At 64.6% G+C, this 15,537-nt stretch carries 13 protein-coding genes; 3 read left to right on the top strand and 10 right to left on the bottom strand.

The features are described 5' to 3' along the window. Positions 1–23 precede the first annotated feature (23 nt). The 4 genes from fdhF to glp all read right to left on the bottom strand — a co-directional run bounded on the left by fdhF (position 24) and on the right by glp (position 6,347). Entirely contained in the window at positions 24–2,813 is a 2,790-nt protein-coding gene (fdhF, locus tag ABVK50_RS17995; protein WP_353645273.1) for a formate dehydrogenase subunit alpha, read from the bottom strand. Position 2,814: 1 nt separating this feature from the next. Next, positions 2,815–4,488: an NADH-ubiquinone oxidoreductase-F iron-sulfur binding region domain-containing protein gene (locus ABVK50_RS18000; RefSeq protein WP_353645272.1), complete on the bottom strand. Its 1,674-nt coding sequence runs from the start codon at positions 4,486–4,488 to the stop codon at positions 2,815–2,817. A 234-nt stretch (positions 4,489–4,722) separates the two neighbouring features. Then, positions 4,723–4,962, bottom strand: a complete 240-nt coding sequence (locus ABVK50_RS18005; RefSeq protein WP_353645271.1) for a sulfurtransferase TusA family protein — start codon at positions 4,960–4,962, stop codon at positions 4,723–4,725. Between the two features lie 128 nt (positions 4,963–5,090). Further along, complete coding sequence (gene glp, locus ABVK50_RS18010) at positions 5,091–6,347, bottom strand: gephyrin-like molybdotransferase Glp (RefSeq protein ID WP_353645270.1); 1,257 nt, start codon at positions 6,345–6,347, stop codon at positions 5,091–5,093. Positions 6,348–6,530: 183 nt separating this feature from the next. On the opposite strand from glp, the gene fdhD reads away from it, so the two are divergent. Together fdhD and mobA are read left to right on the top strand one after the other, a co-directional pair. Beyond that, positions 6,531–7,424: a formate dehydrogenase accessory sulfurtransferase FdhD gene (fdhD, locus tag ABVK50_RS18015; RefSeq protein ID WP_353645269.1), complete on the top strand. Its 894-nt coding sequence runs from the start codon at positions 6,531–6,533 to the stop codon at positions 7,422–7,424. After that, positions 7,414–8,043 carry a molybdenum cofactor guanylyltransferase MobA gene (gene mobA / locus ABVK50_RS18020; protein WP_353645268.1) on the top strand — a complete coding sequence of 210 codons (630 nt, stop codon included), beginning with the start codon at positions 7,414–7,416 and terminating at the stop codon, positions 8,041–8,043. The genes fdhD and mobA overlap by 11 nt, the downstream gene beginning before the upstream one ends. A gap of 254 nt (positions 8,044–8,297) precedes the next feature. Here mobA and ABVK50_RS18025 read toward each other — a convergent pair whose 3' ends face one another. After that, the gene (locus ABVK50_RS18025; RefSeq protein ID WP_353645267.1) at positions 8,298–9,410 is read right to left on the bottom strand and encodes an ABC transporter substrate-binding protein; all 1,113 of its coding nucleotides are present in this window, start codon (positions 9,408–9,410) and stop codon (positions 8,298–8,300) included. A gap of 521 nt (positions 9,411–9,931) precedes the next feature. Here ABVK50_RS18025 and ABVK50_RS18030 point away from each other — a divergent pair. Further along, positions 9,932–10,120 carry a hypothetical protein gene (locus tag ABVK50_RS18030; RefSeq protein ID WP_353645266.1) on the top strand — a complete coding sequence of 63 codons (189 nt, stop codon included), beginning with the start codon at positions 9,932–9,934 and terminating at the stop codon, positions 10,118–10,120. Here the strand turns inward: ABVK50_RS18030 and ABVK50_RS18035 are convergent. The 5 genes from ABVK50_RS18035 to ABVK50_RS18055 are packed head-to-tail and all read right to left on the bottom strand — an operon-like array spanning position 10,104 to position 15,509. Then, positions 10,104–12,053, bottom strand: a complete 1,950-nt coding sequence (locus ABVK50_RS18035; protein ID WP_353645265.1) for a molybdopterin biosynthesis protein — start codon at positions 12,051–12,053, stop codon at positions 10,104–10,106. The two genes, ABVK50_RS18030 and ABVK50_RS18035, sit on opposite strands and share 17 nt — an antisense overlap. Before the next feature lie 10 nt (positions 12,054–12,063). Continuing rightward, positions 12,064–13,194, bottom strand: a complete 1,131-nt coding sequence (locus ABVK50_RS18040; protein WP_353645264.1) for a molybdopterin-binding protein — start codon at positions 13,192–13,194, stop codon at positions 12,064–12,066. A 41-nt stretch (positions 13,195–13,235) separates the two neighbouring features. Then, positions 13,236–14,057 carry an extracellular solute-binding protein gene (locus tag ABVK50_RS18045; RefSeq protein WP_353647048.1) on the bottom strand — a complete coding sequence of 274 codons (822 nt, stop codon included), beginning with the start codon at positions 14,055–14,057 and terminating at the stop codon, positions 13,236–13,238. Positions 14,058–14,091: 34 nt separating this feature from the next. Further along, positions 14,092–14,814 carry an ATP-binding cassette domain-containing protein gene (locus tag ABVK50_RS18050; protein WP_353645896.1) on the bottom strand — a complete coding sequence of 241 codons (723 nt, stop codon included), beginning with the start codon at positions 14,812–14,814 and terminating at the stop codon, positions 14,092–14,094. A 2-nt stretch (positions 14,815–14,816) separates the two neighbouring features. Beyond that, positions 14,817–15,509 carry an ABC transporter permease gene (locus ABVK50_RS18055; protein WP_353645895.1) on the bottom strand — a complete coding sequence of 231 codons (693 nt, stop codon included), beginning with the start codon at positions 15,507–15,509 and terminating at the stop codon, positions 14,817–14,819. Positions 15,510–15,537 lie beyond the last annotated feature (28 nt).

The following is a 15,537-nucleotide window of genomic DNA, read 5'->3' on the forward strand; positions in this document are numbered from 1 at the left end:
TCTAACGCAGCCACAGGCGTCTACTATTCCGCGGCTTCTTGCGTTGCCGCGGGGGCGATTCTTGCGGCGCAGTATTTGAATTCCGGGATTTTGCCGTAGGGATCGAGCATCGGGTTGGTGAGCTTGTTGGCCGGGCTTTCGTTGAAGCAGAACGGCATGAACACCATGCCGTCGGCGACTTCGCGGTCGGCGCGGAGGATGGCTTCGACCGTCCCGCGCCGCGTCTCCACCGCAATCATGTCGCCCTGGCGCAGGCCGCGCCGCCGGATCTCGTACGGGTTCATCGCTGCGATGCCGTGCGGCTCGATGGCGTCCAGCACGCCCGCCCGGCGGGTCATGGCGCCGGTGTGCCAATGCTCGAGCAGGCGGCCGGTGGTGAGCACCAGCGGGAACTCGTCATCGGGCACCTCGTCGGGCGGCAGCAGATCGGCCGGAACGATGCGGCCGCGGCCGTCCGCGGTCGGGAAGCCGGTCGTGAAGATGATCTCGTTGCCGGGCTTGTCGGGGCCGTCGGCCGGATAGATGACGGAGCCCTCGCGCTCGATGCGGTCCCAGGAGATGTGCCGGAGCGACGGCATGACCTTGGCCATTTCCGCATAGACCTCGGAGACTTGGCGATAATCCCAGTCGAGGCCGAGACGCCTGGCGAGTTCGACGATCAGTTCCCAGTCCTGGCGCGCCTCGCCCGGCATGTCGAGTGCCGGGCGGCCGATCTGCACCTGCCGGTTGGTGTTGGTGAAGGTGCCGAGCTTTTCGGCATGGGCCGACGCCGGCAGCACGACATCGGCATACCAGGCCGTCTCGGTCAGAAAAATGTCCTGCACGACCAGGTGGTCGAGCATCGCCAGCGCCTGCCGGGCGTGGGTCTGGTCGGGATCGGACATGGCCGGGTTCTCGCCCATGATGTACATGCCCTTGATCTCGCCATTGTGGATGGCGTCGATGATCTCGACGACGGTCAGGCCGCGCTTGGGATCGAGCGTCTGGCCCCAGAAGTTTTCGTACTGGCCGCGGATATCGATGTTCTCCACCGACTTGTAGTCGGGAAAATACATCGGGATGAGGCCGGCGTCGGACGCGCCCTGCACATTGTTCTGGCCGCGCAGCGGATGCAGGCCTGTGCCGGGCCGGCCGACATGGCCGGTGATCAGCGCCAGCGCGATCAGGCAGCGCGAATTGTCCGTGCCGTGGGTGTGCTGGGAAATGCCCATGCCCCAGAAGATGATCGAGCGCTCGGCCTTGGCGTAGGTGCGGGCGACATCGCGCAGCACCGAAGCCTCGATGCCGCAGATTTCGGCCATGGCTTCGGGCGAAAAGTCCTTCACCTTGGCCTTCAGCGCTTCGAAGCCGGAGACATTGGCCTGGATGTACTGCTCGTCGTAGAGCTTCTCCTCGATGATGACATGGATCAGCGCGTTCAGCAGGGCGACGTCGGTGCCCGGCTTGAAGCGCAGCGAATGCGAAGCGTGGCGCATCAGGTCCTGGCCGCGCGGGTCGATGATGATCAGCTTGGCGCCGCGCTTGGCGGCCTGCTTGAAATAGGTCGCCGCGACCGGATGATTGGTGGTCGGACGCGCGCCGATGACGATGATGCATTCGGCCTTCAGCGCATCGTTGAACGGCGCCGAGACCGCGCCCGAGCCGACGCCCTCCATCAGCGCAGCCACCGAGGAGGCGTGGCAGAGGCGCGTGCAATGGTCGACATTGTTGGTGCCAAAGCCCTGGCGCACCAGCTTCTGGAACAGATAGGCCTCTTCGTTGGAGCCCTTGGCCGAACCGAAGCCGGCCAGAGCCTGGCCGCCGCGCGTGTCGAGGATGCGCTTCAGCCCGCCGGCGGCGCGCTCCAGCGCCTCTTCCCAGGTCGCTTCGCGGAACACCGTCAGCGGATCGACGCCGCGCAGCTCCAGATCGCCCGCTTTCGGCGCGTCGTCGCGCCGGATCAGCGGCTTGGTCAGCCGCTCCGGCGACATGGCGTAGTCGAAGCCGAAACGGCCCTTGACGCACAGCCGGTTCTCGTTGGCATAGCCGTTGCGGCCGTCGACCTGGACGATTTTGTTGTCCTTGACGGCGACGCTGGTCTGGCAGCCGACGCCGCAGAACGGGCAGAGCGTGTCGACGACCTTGTCGAACTCCTGGATGACCCGGGTCTTGCCGGCCTTGTCCATCAGCGATTTTTCGTAGAGCGCGCCGGTCGGGCAGGCCTGCACGCACTCGCCGCAGGTCACGCAGGTCGACAGGCCCATCGGATCGTGCATGTCGAAGACCGGAACCGAGTGATTGCCGCGCTCGGCCATGCCGATCACGTCGTTGACCTGGACCTCGCGGCAGGCGCGCACACAGGCGCCGCAGGTGATGCAGGCATCGAGATTGACGGCGATGGCCGGGTTGGAGATGTCGAACTCCGGCGGCACGTCGTCCTCTGAAAATTTCGAACCATAACGGTCGCCGGAAATCCCCATCGAACCGGCCCACTGCCAGAACATCGACTGCTGGTCGGGACCGTCGGCGGCCGGCCGCATGTTGCTGGCGAGAAGCTCGAACACCATTTCGCGTGATTTTGCCGCCCGTTCGGTGTCGGTCTTGACCACCATGCCGGCGGACGGCTTGCGGATGCAGGAGGCGGCGAGCACGCGTTCGCCCTCGATGTCGACCATGCAGGCGCGGCAATTGCCGTCGGGCCGGTAGCCGGGCATGTCGACATGGCACAGATGCGGGATCCGGGTGCCTTCGCGCTTGGCAACGTCCCAGATGGTCTCGTCGTCGGCGGCTGTGACCGATTTACCGTCGAGGGTGAATACGATGCTGTTTGCCATTTCAAAGATCATCCCGGAAATGCGTCAAAAGGTGATTGACCGGATTGGGCGCCGCCTGGCCGAGACCGCAGATGGAGGAATCGCGCATCACCGTTTCAAGGTCGCGCATCGCGCTCTCGCCCGGCACGCCCTCTTCCTTCAAGAGCCTCACCATCTTTTCGGTTCCCTCGCGGCACGGCGTGCATTTTCCGCAACTCTCATGCTTGAAGAACTTCATCAGATTCAAGGTCACGTCCTTGATGTTGTCGGCCTGCGACAGCACGACCACCGCATGCGAGCCGACAAAGGCGCCCTGCTTGGCGAGTTCGCCGCCGAAATCGAGTTCAATGTCGCCCATCGAGGCCGGAAGGATGCCGCCGGAGGCGCCGCCCGGCAGATAGGCCTTGAACTCATGACCGTCCGCCATGCCGCCGCAATAGTCCTCGATCAGTTCGCGCACGGTGACGCCGGCCGGGGCAAGCTTGACGCCGGGCTGCTTCACCCGCCCCGAAACTGACCAGGAGCGAATTCCCTGATGGCCCGGCTTGCCCTGCGCGGCGAACCATTCGGGCCCCTTCTCGACGATGTCGCGGATCCACCACAGCGTCTCGACATTGTGGTTGAGCGTCGGGCGTCCGAAAAGGCCGACTTCGGCGATGTAGGGCGGCCGGTGGCGGGGCATGCCGCGCTTGCCCTCGATCGATTCCAGCATCGCGCTTTCCTCGCCGCAAATATAGGCGCCGGCGCCGCGCCTGAGTTCGATGAAGCCGGGCTTGGCGATGCCGGCCCTCTCGAGCGCCGCGATCTCGGCGCGCAAAATGGCGAGCACGGCCGGATATTCGTCGCGCATGTAGTAGTAGATGCGCTCGGCCTCGACCGCATGGGCCGCGATCAGCGCCCCCTCGAAGGTGCGATGCGGGTCTTTTTCGAGATAGATGCGGTCCTTGAATGTGCCGGGCTCGCCCTCGTCGCCATTGATCGACATCAGCCGCGGCCCCGGATAGGCGCGGACAAAACCCCATTTCTTGCCGGCCGGAAAACCGGCGCCGCCGAGCCCGCGCAGGCCGGCATCCTGCATGATCTCGATGAGCGCTTCCACGCTGAGCGCGCCGTCACGCACTTTTTGCAAAAGCCGGTAGCCGCCGGCGGCGCGATAGGCTTCAAGGCCGACATAATCGGGCGCGGCCGCCCTGGTGTCGCCGTCGCGAGCCATGTTCAACAGCCCTTGGCTGGTGGCGTGGTCGACCTCACGGTCGCCGATCCTTGCGGCCGGGGCCGTGGCGCAGCGGCCCATGCACGGCGCGCGCACGACGCGAATGGCTTGCGGGTCGGCCGCAGCGGCAAGTTCGCCGAGCAGGTCTTCGGCGCCGGCCAGCATGCAGCTTATCGAATCGCAGACCCGGATGGTCAGCGGCGCCGGCTTCGCCTCGCCTTCCTTCACGACGTCGAAATGATCGTAGAACGTCGCCACCTCGTAAACCTCGGCCTGCGCCAGCCGCATCTCCTCGGCAAGCGCGCGCAAATGCGCGGCCGACAGGCAGCCGTAGCGGTCCTGGATCAGATGCAGGAACTCGATCAGCAGATCGCGGCGCCGTTCCCGACCCCCCAGAAGCTCCCGGACCTCGGCCAGCGCAACATCATCCAGCGCCCGCCCCTTCGGTCCGCGATCCCGTGGCCGCCGTGCCTGCATCGTCATGCTCTCTCCTCCGGGCGAACCGTTCATCTGTTGGAAACGGCTCCAGCCACCGATTTGTTTCTCGCTTCCGCGCATTGCAATCTTCAAACCTGCTCGGCCCTGTCTGCTCCGTGGACCTCAACCCCGCCCACCTTCAGATCAAGGCCTGAGGTTGAAGCCCTGCCGGGTGGGGCAGGTTTAGCAGACCGGGGGCGGCGCGACGGAACCGATCTGCGCCCTGATTTGTCGCACCGCTTATACCGGCGCTGCCTTCGCCTTCTCGATCAGGAAGATGATGTGATCGCCGTCTCGCTCCGTCGCCTCTATGCGATCTCCCATTTCGTTGATCAGATTGGGAATGTCGATTGTCGCCAGCGGATCGGTGCAACGGACCTCAAGGCGTTCGCCTGGCCCTATGCCGCTGAGCGCCTTGCGGGTCTTCAGCGCCGGCAAGGGGCATTTCAATCCCGTCAGATCGAGTTGTCTCGTCGTCATGCGGCGACGATGGCGGACCGGTGACCAATCGTCAACGGCGACGCGTGTCACGGGGCCCCCGATCAGAGCGGCTAGTCGTCGCACCGGATTCGGGATGCAGACGCGCGCAACCGCCTCGACTTCGACCTTCAATTCAGATCTGAATAGGCGAGGAACTGGACTGTCTGTCCCGGCTCTATTTGGGTTACGTCCTCGCCAAGTTCGACCAGACCGTCCGTCTCCACCAGTGAAGACAGCAGGCCCGCGCCCTCGCGCGGAAACTTGACGGCTTCATATGAGCCGTCGTCCGTCCGATGCAGGCTTACCCGCACATATTCGCGCCGCCCCGCCTTTTTGCGGTAGGAAAAGGCGGCGCGCAAAGGCCGCGAAACTGGCGGCTGCAGCCGCGCCCCGGCCAGCGCAAAGATCGCAGCGCGCGCGATATGGGCGAACGTGACGAAGCTTGCCACCGGATTGCCGGGCAAACCGATAAACGCCGTTCCCCTGATCACTCCCATCGCGACCGGCCGGCCGGGCTTTATGGCGACACGCCAGAACACCAGCGTGCCGACGCTCTCGACGGCGGCCTTGACGTAGTCGGCCTCCCCGGTCGAGACCCCGCCGGACGCCAGGATCAGGTCATGCCTCGAGGCGGCATCGCCCAACGCATCGGCGATCAGGCCGCCGTCGTCGGTCAGAATGCCCAGATCGGTGATGTCGCAGCCCAGCCTTGCGAGCATCGCCATCAGCATGAACCGGTTGGAATCGAAAAGCTGCGCCGGTCCCCGGACATTTCCCGGCGCGACGATCTCGTCTCCGGTCGAGAAAACAGCGACACGAATTTTCCGCCGCACTTCGACCTCGGTCATGCCGAGAGCCGCGGCAAGCGCGACATCCTGCGGGCGCATGCGCTGTCCGGCCTGCAGGACCACCTTGCCCTCTGCGACATCCTCACCCGCGGGCCGCACATTGGCCCCTCTTTTCAAGCCGGGCGGAAGAATGACCCGGCCGGCCTCGTCGACACGCACATCTTCCTGCATGTAGACCGTGTCCACCCCATCGGGCAGAGGAGCGCCGGTGAAGATGCGTATGGCTTGTCCGGGCGCGACGGGCCGACCCGGCGCCATCCCGGCCTGGATCCTGTCGACCACGGGAAAAGCTTTCTCCGCGGTTTCCGGCAGGTCGTCGCCGTGCAACGCATAGCCGTCGACGGCCGAGTTGGTGAAGGGCGGCAGGGGTAGCGGCGCCACCAAATCTTTCGCCAGGATACGCCCGTCGGCAATCGCCAGCGGTACGGTTTCGCTCTCTTCGACAGCGCTCAGCCGCGAAGCAATCAGTGCGGCGGTATCGTCGACCGATCGCATCGGGCCGCCGAAAGCGAAGCAGTCGTCTGAAAGTTGCGCCATCGAGCCTTCAGTCTCTGTGGATCTGGCCGAACCGAATAGGTCGGCGGCATCCGGCAAGCCACGTCCGCGCTGGTTGGCGCTTTTGTTCGACCGGCCTTGGTTTGAACAGCCTATATAGTAGACGTCAAGCCGAAGGTAACGCATCTATCCCGGCGCGCGGGATTGCAATTTCAAGAGATCGCAATGCACCAGATGAAAAATCGACCAGACCCCGCCATCATCATGCCGAACCCGGATGACGTCCGATTGACGGAACAGGTCGACGGCATCGACCATACAGGTGCGGCGATCCAGGTCCGCGTGCCGGTTGAACGACCACTGACGCTCTACCTGAACGCGCAGGAGATCGTCACCATGATGACGATCTCCGACTATCCCGAATATCTGGCGCTGGGATACCTGCTCAACCAGAACATGCTCAAATCCGACGACGTCGTAACCGAAGTCGAATATGACGACGACCTGCAGGTCGTGATCGTTCGCACCGAGCGCAACACGAATTACGAACAGAAGCTCAAGAAACGGACGCAGACTTCGGGCTGCGCGCAGGGAACGGCTTTCGGCGATCTCCTCGAGGCGCTCGAAAATACCGCCCTGCCCGCGGCCGAACTGCACACGTCCTGGCTCTACCAGATGACACGTACGATCAACACCACACCGTCGCTCTATCTTGAAGCGGGCGCCATCCATGGCTGCGTGCTTTGCAAGGAGGGCACGCCGATCTGCTACATGGAGGACGTCGGGCGCCATAACGCCGTCGACAAGATCGCAGGCTGGATGTACCGCCACGGCGTCGATGCGGCCGACAAGATCCTTTACACGACCGGCAGGCTAACCTCGGAAATGACGATCAAGACGGTGCGGATGGGCATTCCGATCCTCGTTTCGCGTTCGGGATTCACCGCCTGGGGCGTGGATTTGGCGCGTCAGGCCGGCCTGACGCTCGTCGGCCGCGCGCGCGGCAAGAGGTTCGCCGTCCTGTCGGGGGAGGATCGGATCGTGTTCGACCAGGACGTCGCCTCGGTCGACGAGGAAGCACCCCGCCACAGACGCAAGGGGGCCGACGATGCCGAATGAGAAGCCAGCGACCCTGGGCGTCGTACTCGCCGGGGGGCTCGCCCGGCGCATGGGCGGCGGCGACAAATCGATGCGCAGGATCGGGGGGCGAACGATCCTCGATCACGTATTGGAGCGGCTTGCGCCGCAATGCGACGGCGTCGTGCTGAATGCGAATGGCGATCCTGCCCGGTTTGCCCGCTTCGGACTTCCCGTTGTGGCGGACACGGTCGATAACTATCCGGGACCGCTCGCCGGCGTGCTTGCCGCGCTCGACTGGACGGCTGCGAGCAGGCCCAACATCGAATGGGTCGTAAGCGTCGCGGGAGACTGTCCTTTCCTGCCGCGCGATCTCGTCGATCGCCTGCACCAGGCCCGGGTGACGCATGAGGCGGACCTGGCTGTGGCGGCATCCGGCGATCAGACGCATCCCGTCATCGGGCTCTGGAAGGTCGACTTGCGGGATGAGTTACGCCATGCGCTTGTCGAGGAGGACATCCGCAAGATCGATCGCTGGACGGCTCGCTATCGGCTCGCGACCGTATCCTGGCCGGCCGAACCAGTGGACCCATTTTTCAACGCCAATACGGTGGAGGATCTCGCCGAGGCCGAACGGCTCTCTGCGCTTCTTGCTGATTAGGCGGCGTGGACGAATGAGCCCGTACGGACATGCTGAGAAGACTCTTCGCGAGTTGGTCGTAGCGAGTGGCGATCGAACGGTTGGTCTTCAGCAGGCCGACATCCGGTTGCGCTGCCTATAGAGGACGCGGTCATGCTCGATTTTAACTCGGCGGTTTGATCGCCTGAAATGACGGCCGATGTCCCGATCGGCAAGGTCGTTGCGGATCGCATCAGCATCATAGCCTTTGTCCGCAGTCGGACCTCCGTGCTCTCTCAGCTGGCGTGGAGGATCCGAAAGCGATCTGGTTCCGCCGGATCTCGATCAACGATTTGGATTGGCGCCCAGGCCCATTGCCATACGCTGATGCTTGGCGTGCGGGAGAACTGGATCTTCCCGCGAGTGCCTTCAACTGCAACCCGCGGCCAGGAGTCGGCAGTGTGCGCCCGGTCCACGCCGCGAGAACGCAGCATATCGGCGAGGACGGCGACCGTGTCGTAGCCCTCGAAGGCGACGAAGGAGGGCGCTTCGCCTAGCCGCCTGCGGAGGGCCGTCTCGACTCGTGCGCCGAGTGGGCTGAGGCGCTCGGGCAGATAGCGCAAGAACGGGATCGCGGCGCTGTCGTCGCCCAGCAACGTCGCCCATTCGGCGAACTCCGGTTGCCCGGCCGGAGCACCAATCATGATCCCGGCGAGGCGCTGGTCTTGGCGGACGGACTTGACGATCGACACTGCCGGCTCCGGGTGGCCGACCAGAAGAAGGAGGGCTGTCGCGCGATTGTCGACGAGTTCGTCGCACACCGCCGTGGGGGTGAGCGCGTGCATGTCGAGTTCGATGACGGTGCCGCTGCGTGGAGCGAGGTGGTCCCGCAGAATGCGGGCCCCTGATGCCCAGTAGACACTCGACTCGGCTGCTACGGCGATTCGACGGTGGCCCGCGCTGAGGAGGAAGTCTGCGTAGATCTGCCAGCCGTGGGACTGAGCCGGGGCGAGGCGCGCGACCCATTTCGTTGGCTGTTCGGTGAGCGCGTCGAGAACTGCTGACGAGCAGAGGAACGGCAGGCCGAGGGCATCGGCCCTGGCAGCAGCGGCGCGAGCGACGACGCTGTGATACTCCCCCGCCAAGGCGGCCACGCCCAGGCGAGCCAATTCATCTACGGCCGCCGCCGCCCTCTGTGGATCAGCCGCAGTGTCTCGGACCACCAGCTCGAGTGGTCTTCCGGCGATCCCGCCGGCGTCATTGACTTCGCAAACGGCCAGCTCGAGTCCAGCGAGCAGGTGTTGGCCTGCCTCGACCCAGCCAGGCCGAGTTAGCGGAACGAGAGCGCCGATCAGGACGGCTGATTTGTCAGCCGGCTCTGCTCCAGGTGGAGATGATGGCGTATTCATGCGTTGGCGTCTCCGGATGACCATTCGGTTGCAGAACACCCGGATTGCAGAGTGAACGTCAGTGGCGCGGAGCTTAACCGAACCGAGGATGGTCAGCTTCGGCGCCCCATCCGTGGCCGTCAACCAGCCCTCGCGCCGCCGATCGAGCCTGAGAGGCTTCGGGCGGCTCTGCCGCCCCGCCTCAACCTGCCGCAGAAAGCAGGCTTGAATCAAACTCCCTGCAAACCGTAACCAATTCGTCCTCACTTCTAAGGACGATCACTTATAGAGACGCGATTGGTGCGAACAGAGACAGTATAATACAATTCTGACAATCTGTATGGGCATGGTGACCAATACAGTAGCTTAGATTGATCGCGGATGCCGGTGCATATGATCACACTGCGCGAGGGCCGTCTCTGGTGCCGGTTGCCCGACGGACAGGATTCGACGGTGCTCGGGAAACGTTGCGTGGAGGAAAAAGTCGCTCTCGGCACATCGTGCCATGGTGCGCCGGTGCAAAGCCGCCAGAGAATGCGTTAATGACCGACGATTCTGCTCCGGGCGGCCTCGACCCCGGTTTGCAGCCTCAATCGCCAGCAGGCTTTCAAAACACGCCATTCCTCGTTCAGATCGCCCTGGTTCAAACTTGCCTCCAAAAAGCAGGCTTGAATCAATCTCGCCGCAATCCGTCGACCAATTCGTCCACGCCGCCTAGTCAGGCCGGCTAAATCCCGCCGACTCCAGCCCTTGATGGATTTCGGGCAAATCGAGGTTTGCAAGGAAAGCTTGCACCGCCGGTCGCTCCTTGCGAGCCGAGACCAAGGCGAAATCGTAGTGCTCTTCGGTCAGCGGAATGAACCCAAGCCCAGCGGCTCGCGCGACCGGCGCGATGGTGACGCCCCAGTCGGCGCGGTTCTGCGCCACTGCCGCAGCGACGGCATTGTGCGAACGTGGCTGGTTCCAGTAGCCGTCGGGGCGCGCCGAACCAAGCAGCTTGTCGATCAGGATGCGCGTCCCCGAGCCCTGGTTGCGGTTGACCATCATGCAATCGGGATCGGCAAGCGCGGCGCGCACCGCCTCCTCTGCACCGCTCCCCTCGAAGCGCACGTCCCCCGGGCGGTAGACGATGCCCTGCATGCGCCGCCAGCCTTGTACGAGTTCGAGGCCGTCGCTCAGGAACGGCGCATTGTAGCTTTGCGTGTTGGTATCGAAGAGGTGGATCGGCGCAATATCGCATTCACCCCGCTTGGCGGCGGCCAAGCCGCCTAGGCTTCCGACCGCGATCGACCTCACCGTCAGGCCGGCCCCAAACAGTGCGCCCACGACCAGATCGAGGCCGGTGCAGTTGCTGCCGATCACGACGAGATCGGGAACGCGGACGTGCGGCGTGAACAGCGTGACCGGCGTCTCGCTGCCGGCCGGCAAATGGTCGGCCAATGCCTCGATACGGATGAAGCCGTCCGCCTGGGCAAAAGACGTTATCGCCCCCGAGCCCTTGCCGGTCGGATAAGCGACCAGCCCTTTCTCTCCCTCGACCAGCGATACCATCACGAATTCCGTGCGGCCGAGTTCGGAAGGAATGCGGAACGGAATGCTTGCCGCGACCTGGGCTTCGGTTCGCGGCGGCAGGCCCGCCATGCGGCGCAGCACAGGTACGATCATGTCGTGGAAAGTGAACATGGCCGAAGTCGGAAATCCCGGCAGGATGACGACCGGCTTGCCGTCGCAAACGGCGAGGCAGAGCGGTTTCCCCGGCTTCAGCGCCACGCCGTGGGCGACGATGCCGGGCTGTCCGAGGCGGTTGACGATGCGATGGCTGACGTCGCCTGCGCCCTTCGACGTTCCGCCCGACAGGATCAGCATGTCGTGCGTCGCAAGCGCTTCGCTCATGGCCGCCTCCAGCGTGGCCTCGTCATCGGGAATCGCGCCGAGAAAGGTCGCCTCCCCGCCATTTTCAGTTACCGCCGCGCTGACAATCGCACCGTTGGCGTCGTAGATGCCGGCGGGCCGCAGGGGCTGCCCCGGCTGGACGAGTTCGTCGCCGGTAGACAGAACGGCAACGCGCAGCTTGCGCGCGACAGTCACCAGCGCAATTCCGCAGGCCGCAAGCATACCGATCTCCCGCGATCCGATCACCATTCCGGCGCGCAGCAGGACCTCACCCCGGGCGATGTCGGAACCGGCATACGATACGAACTGGCCGGGCGAAGCTCCGCGCCTGACCTCGATCGCGTCACCTTCCGTTGGCTGTGTGTGCTCCACCATCACGACGGCATCAGAGCCGCGCGGCACGGGTCCGCCCGTCGAGATGGAGGTTGCAGTACCTGCGAGCACGGGCAGTTGCGGGGCGACGCCGCAGGCGATCGTTTCGCGGTTGAGCAGGAGCCGGGCGGGGACCGCTTCGGACGCGGTGGTTAGGTCGGCGGCGCGAACCGCAAAACCGTCGACGTTCGAACGATCGAAGGGAGGCACGTCGATGGGCGCAATGACATCGTTGGCAAGCGCCAGGCCCAGCGCATCCGCCAGCATCCGTTCCTCGGCCGGGATCGGTCGCGGAAATAGCGCAGCCTCGAACCGGGCCAGCGCCTCATCGCGCGACAGAACCGTCAGAAACTGCTCCTGGCCGGTATCTTGGCGGGTGGGAACTGGAGAACTGATCATTGCAACGGACTCATCTAAAAACGTGGAGCAGAAAGGCGCGCACCGGTGTTCCGGCAGCATAACCCTCACTGCCGCCTGGGACGGCAAGCCATGCGTCCGCCGAGCGCATCGCTTCCAGCGAGAAATCCCCTATCGCAAGCGGCGCCCATCTGTCTTGTTCCTGCTTCAGGAGGACGACCTCGGCCAGTCCGACCGCGGACGAGATTTTTCGCGCCAGCGGCAGGACTATGTCTCGCCGGGCACTCCTGCCTGACAAGCGGTCGATGACCGGCTGAACCAGCGCGAGAAAGGCGGCAGAGGCCTGATCGGGCGCGCCGGGCAGAGCGATGATCGGGACCGCGTCGAGCCGGCCGATAGCCGCGGTTCGGCCGGGCTGGAGCGCTATGTTGTGGGCGATGAGCGCCCCGCGCGCAGCAAGCGCTTCGGCTGTTACGTCGGCACGCCCCCCACCAGTGCCTCCAATCATGATGATCAGATCGCCGGCTGCACTCTTGAGGGCCTCGGCGAGGGAGCTGGCGTCGCGCGCGACCGTTTCTATATCGCCCACCGTCGCGCCGGAGGCCCTTGTGCTGTCGGCGATAAAGTGCGCCGTCAAAGTCTCGCCCGCCGGGGCAGCGACATCGATCACGCGCACGTCCGGTGCCCGCACTGCGATTTCGCTAGTCCCCACACTCCGCGCAGCCAGAAGGTCCGCGGCCGACAGCCTCTGCCCTGCGATGATGAGCGGTCGGCCGGCTTCCATGTCCTCGCCAGTGCGTCGCACGCCTTGGCCAGGAACAGCTTCCGCAAACACCTGGGGCATCGGGCCGCTGCTATCGATGAGGTCGGCGTCGAGAACGCAGTCGCATCCCTCCGGCATGGCGTCGCCTGCCTCTACCCACACCGGGACAGCCGTCAGCGGCAGCGGCGAATAGGACGACGCACCGGCAAGATCGAGCGCGCGACATGCCCAGCCATCCGCTTTTGCTGTGTCTCGGGAAGGCTGCGGGTGTGCCAGCAACGGCATGGCGGCGCCGACACGTCCGAGCGCCCGGTCGAGCGGCAAAAAACTGGGCGCAACCGGCGCCAGTCCGTCGAGGAGTGCGCCAAGCGCCGCTTCGAGACTGGTCAGCGCGCCAATGGAAGGCTGCATTCTCATCATGCCGGATGATGGGGCAGATGCGAACCGCTTTGCAACCGACTTCAGGAGCGCTCCCGCTCGGCATTCGGAAAGAAAAGCTGCTGGCCGTCAATGTTGTATTCGGCAATCGCCTGCTGTCCTTCCGGCGAGATCAGCCAATCGATGAAGCTCTGGCCAAATTCGGCTTTGACGCTCGGATGCCTCTCCGGATTCACGAGCATGACGCCGTACTGGTTGAACAGTCTTTTGTCGCCCTCGACGGCGATCTCCAGTTCGCCGCGGTTCTTGAATGAAAGCCAGGTGGCCCGGTCGGACAGTACATAGGCATCCATGGCGCTGGCGGTGTTCAACGCCGCGCCCATGCCCTGCCCGATTTCCTTGTACCAAGGCCCCTCCATCGCAGCGATGTCGACGCCCGCCGCTTTCCAGAGCCTGAGTTCCGCGGAGTGGGTGCCGGATTTGTCGCCGCGCGAAACAAATGGCGCCTCCCTGCTCTGGATGGCTGTCAGGGCGGCTGCGATATCCGACGATCCCTTGATGCCGGCCGGGTCGCTTTTGGGCCCGATCAGCACGAAATCATTGTACATCACATCGAAGCGTTTCACGCCAAAACCTTCTTCGACGAATTTCTCTTCCTGCGGCCTGGCATGGACGAAGACCACGTCTGCGTCACCCCGGCGGCCGGTGTCGAGGGCCTGGCCGGTTCCCTGCGCGACGACCTTCACCTTGATGCCGGTTTTTTCGGTGAAGATGGGCAGTATGTGGCCGAACAGGCCCGAATCCTGCGTTGAGGTCGTCGACGCCACGACAATCGATTTGTCCTGCGCCACGGCGGAAGCTCCGCCGACGGTGAGCACGACGAAAGCGGCAATTGCTGTAAACAGTCGACGGCTAAACACCGGCAGCTCCATCTTGTAATCAAAGGACGAGATCGCCGCGGATGAAGGCGGCGGCTTCTCCGGATGAGGGACGATCGAAAAAATCACCGACGCTGGCGTGCTCGCAAAGTCGGCCGCGGACGAGGAAAACGACATCTCCCGCGAGCCGGCGCACCTGGCCGAGATCGTGCGAAGCCATGACGACCTTCGTGCCCGATTGGGCGGCCATCAGGATGATTCTTTCGACATCCCTAGTCGCGGCCGGGTCGAGGCTTGCGGTGGGCTCGTCCAGAAGCAGGATCTCGGGCTCGCGCGCCAGTGCGCGGGCAAGCGCCACGCGCTGCTGTTCGCCGCTGGACAGACGCCGCGCAGGTCGCGCCGCAAGGCTCAGAAGGCCCACACGATCGAGAAGCTCCTCGGTGCGCGCCGCCCGACGATGGCGCGGACAACCGGCCTGCGCCAGTCCATAGGCTACGTTGGCGGCGACGGAGCGGCGCAGCATCACAGGTTTTTGGGCCAGGATTGCACGGCGCCCGAGCCCGCCATTAGTACGCCCACCCCAGCTCACGCTTCCGGCGGAAGGCACTGCAAGTCCCATGCAAAGCCGAAGCAGCGACGTCTTGCCGGCCCCGTTGGGACCGAGCACGAGCGTCGGCGCGCCGGGCGTAATCGTCAGGCTCAGGCGGTCGAGCATAGTCGCAGCGCCGGCGCTGAGCGAAACGCGGTCAAGAACGAGGGGAAGGTCGGTAAGCGAGGCTCGCATCATCAAGCCGCCCGTTGCTCAGACCACAGTCGCAGGCCCCAGGCGGCGGCATTGATCGCAAGGATGAGGCCGATCAGGATGACGCCGAGCCCCATGGCGAGCGGCAGGTCTCCCTTTGAAGTTTCGAGCGCGATCGTGGTGGTCATGGTTCGCGTGAAGCCTTCTATATTGCCGCCGACGATCATTACGGTGCCGACTTCGGCAGCCGCCCGCCCGAAGCCGGCGAGCAGTGCTGTGATGAGGCTGAAGCGGCTGTCCCAAAGAAGGGTCGCCACCCGCCCGCCCGGGCCGACGCCCATCGCCGTCAGCTCATCGCGGTATTCGAGCCACAAATCCTCGATGGTCTGGCGCGCCAGCGCAGCGATGATCGGCAGGACGAGAAGCGCCTGCGCGATGACCATCGCGACCGGCGTGAACAGAAGGCCGAACTCGCCGAGCGGCCCGGATCGCGACAGCAGCAGATAGACGGTCAGGCCGACGACAACGGGCGGCAAACCCATAAAGCCGTTGAGAAGCACGACGAGCGCAGCACGTCCGGGGAAACGCGTAAGCGCCAGAAACGCCCCCAGCGGCAGTCCCACGACGGCTGCAATCGCAACGGCGGCCAGCGTGATCGTTAGCGAGAGACGCACTATGGAGACGAGCGTCGCGTCGCCGCTTGCTATGAGCTGCCATGCACTGAGGCTTTCCGACATTTCCAGCCAACCTGCGCTGCGTTTTCCT

Origin of the sequence: Mesorhizobium sp. WSM2240, from assembly GCF_040438645.1 — a bacterium.
Classification (GTDB): Bacteria; Pseudomonadota; Alphaproteobacteria; order Rhizobiales; family Rhizobiaceae; genus Allomesorhizobium.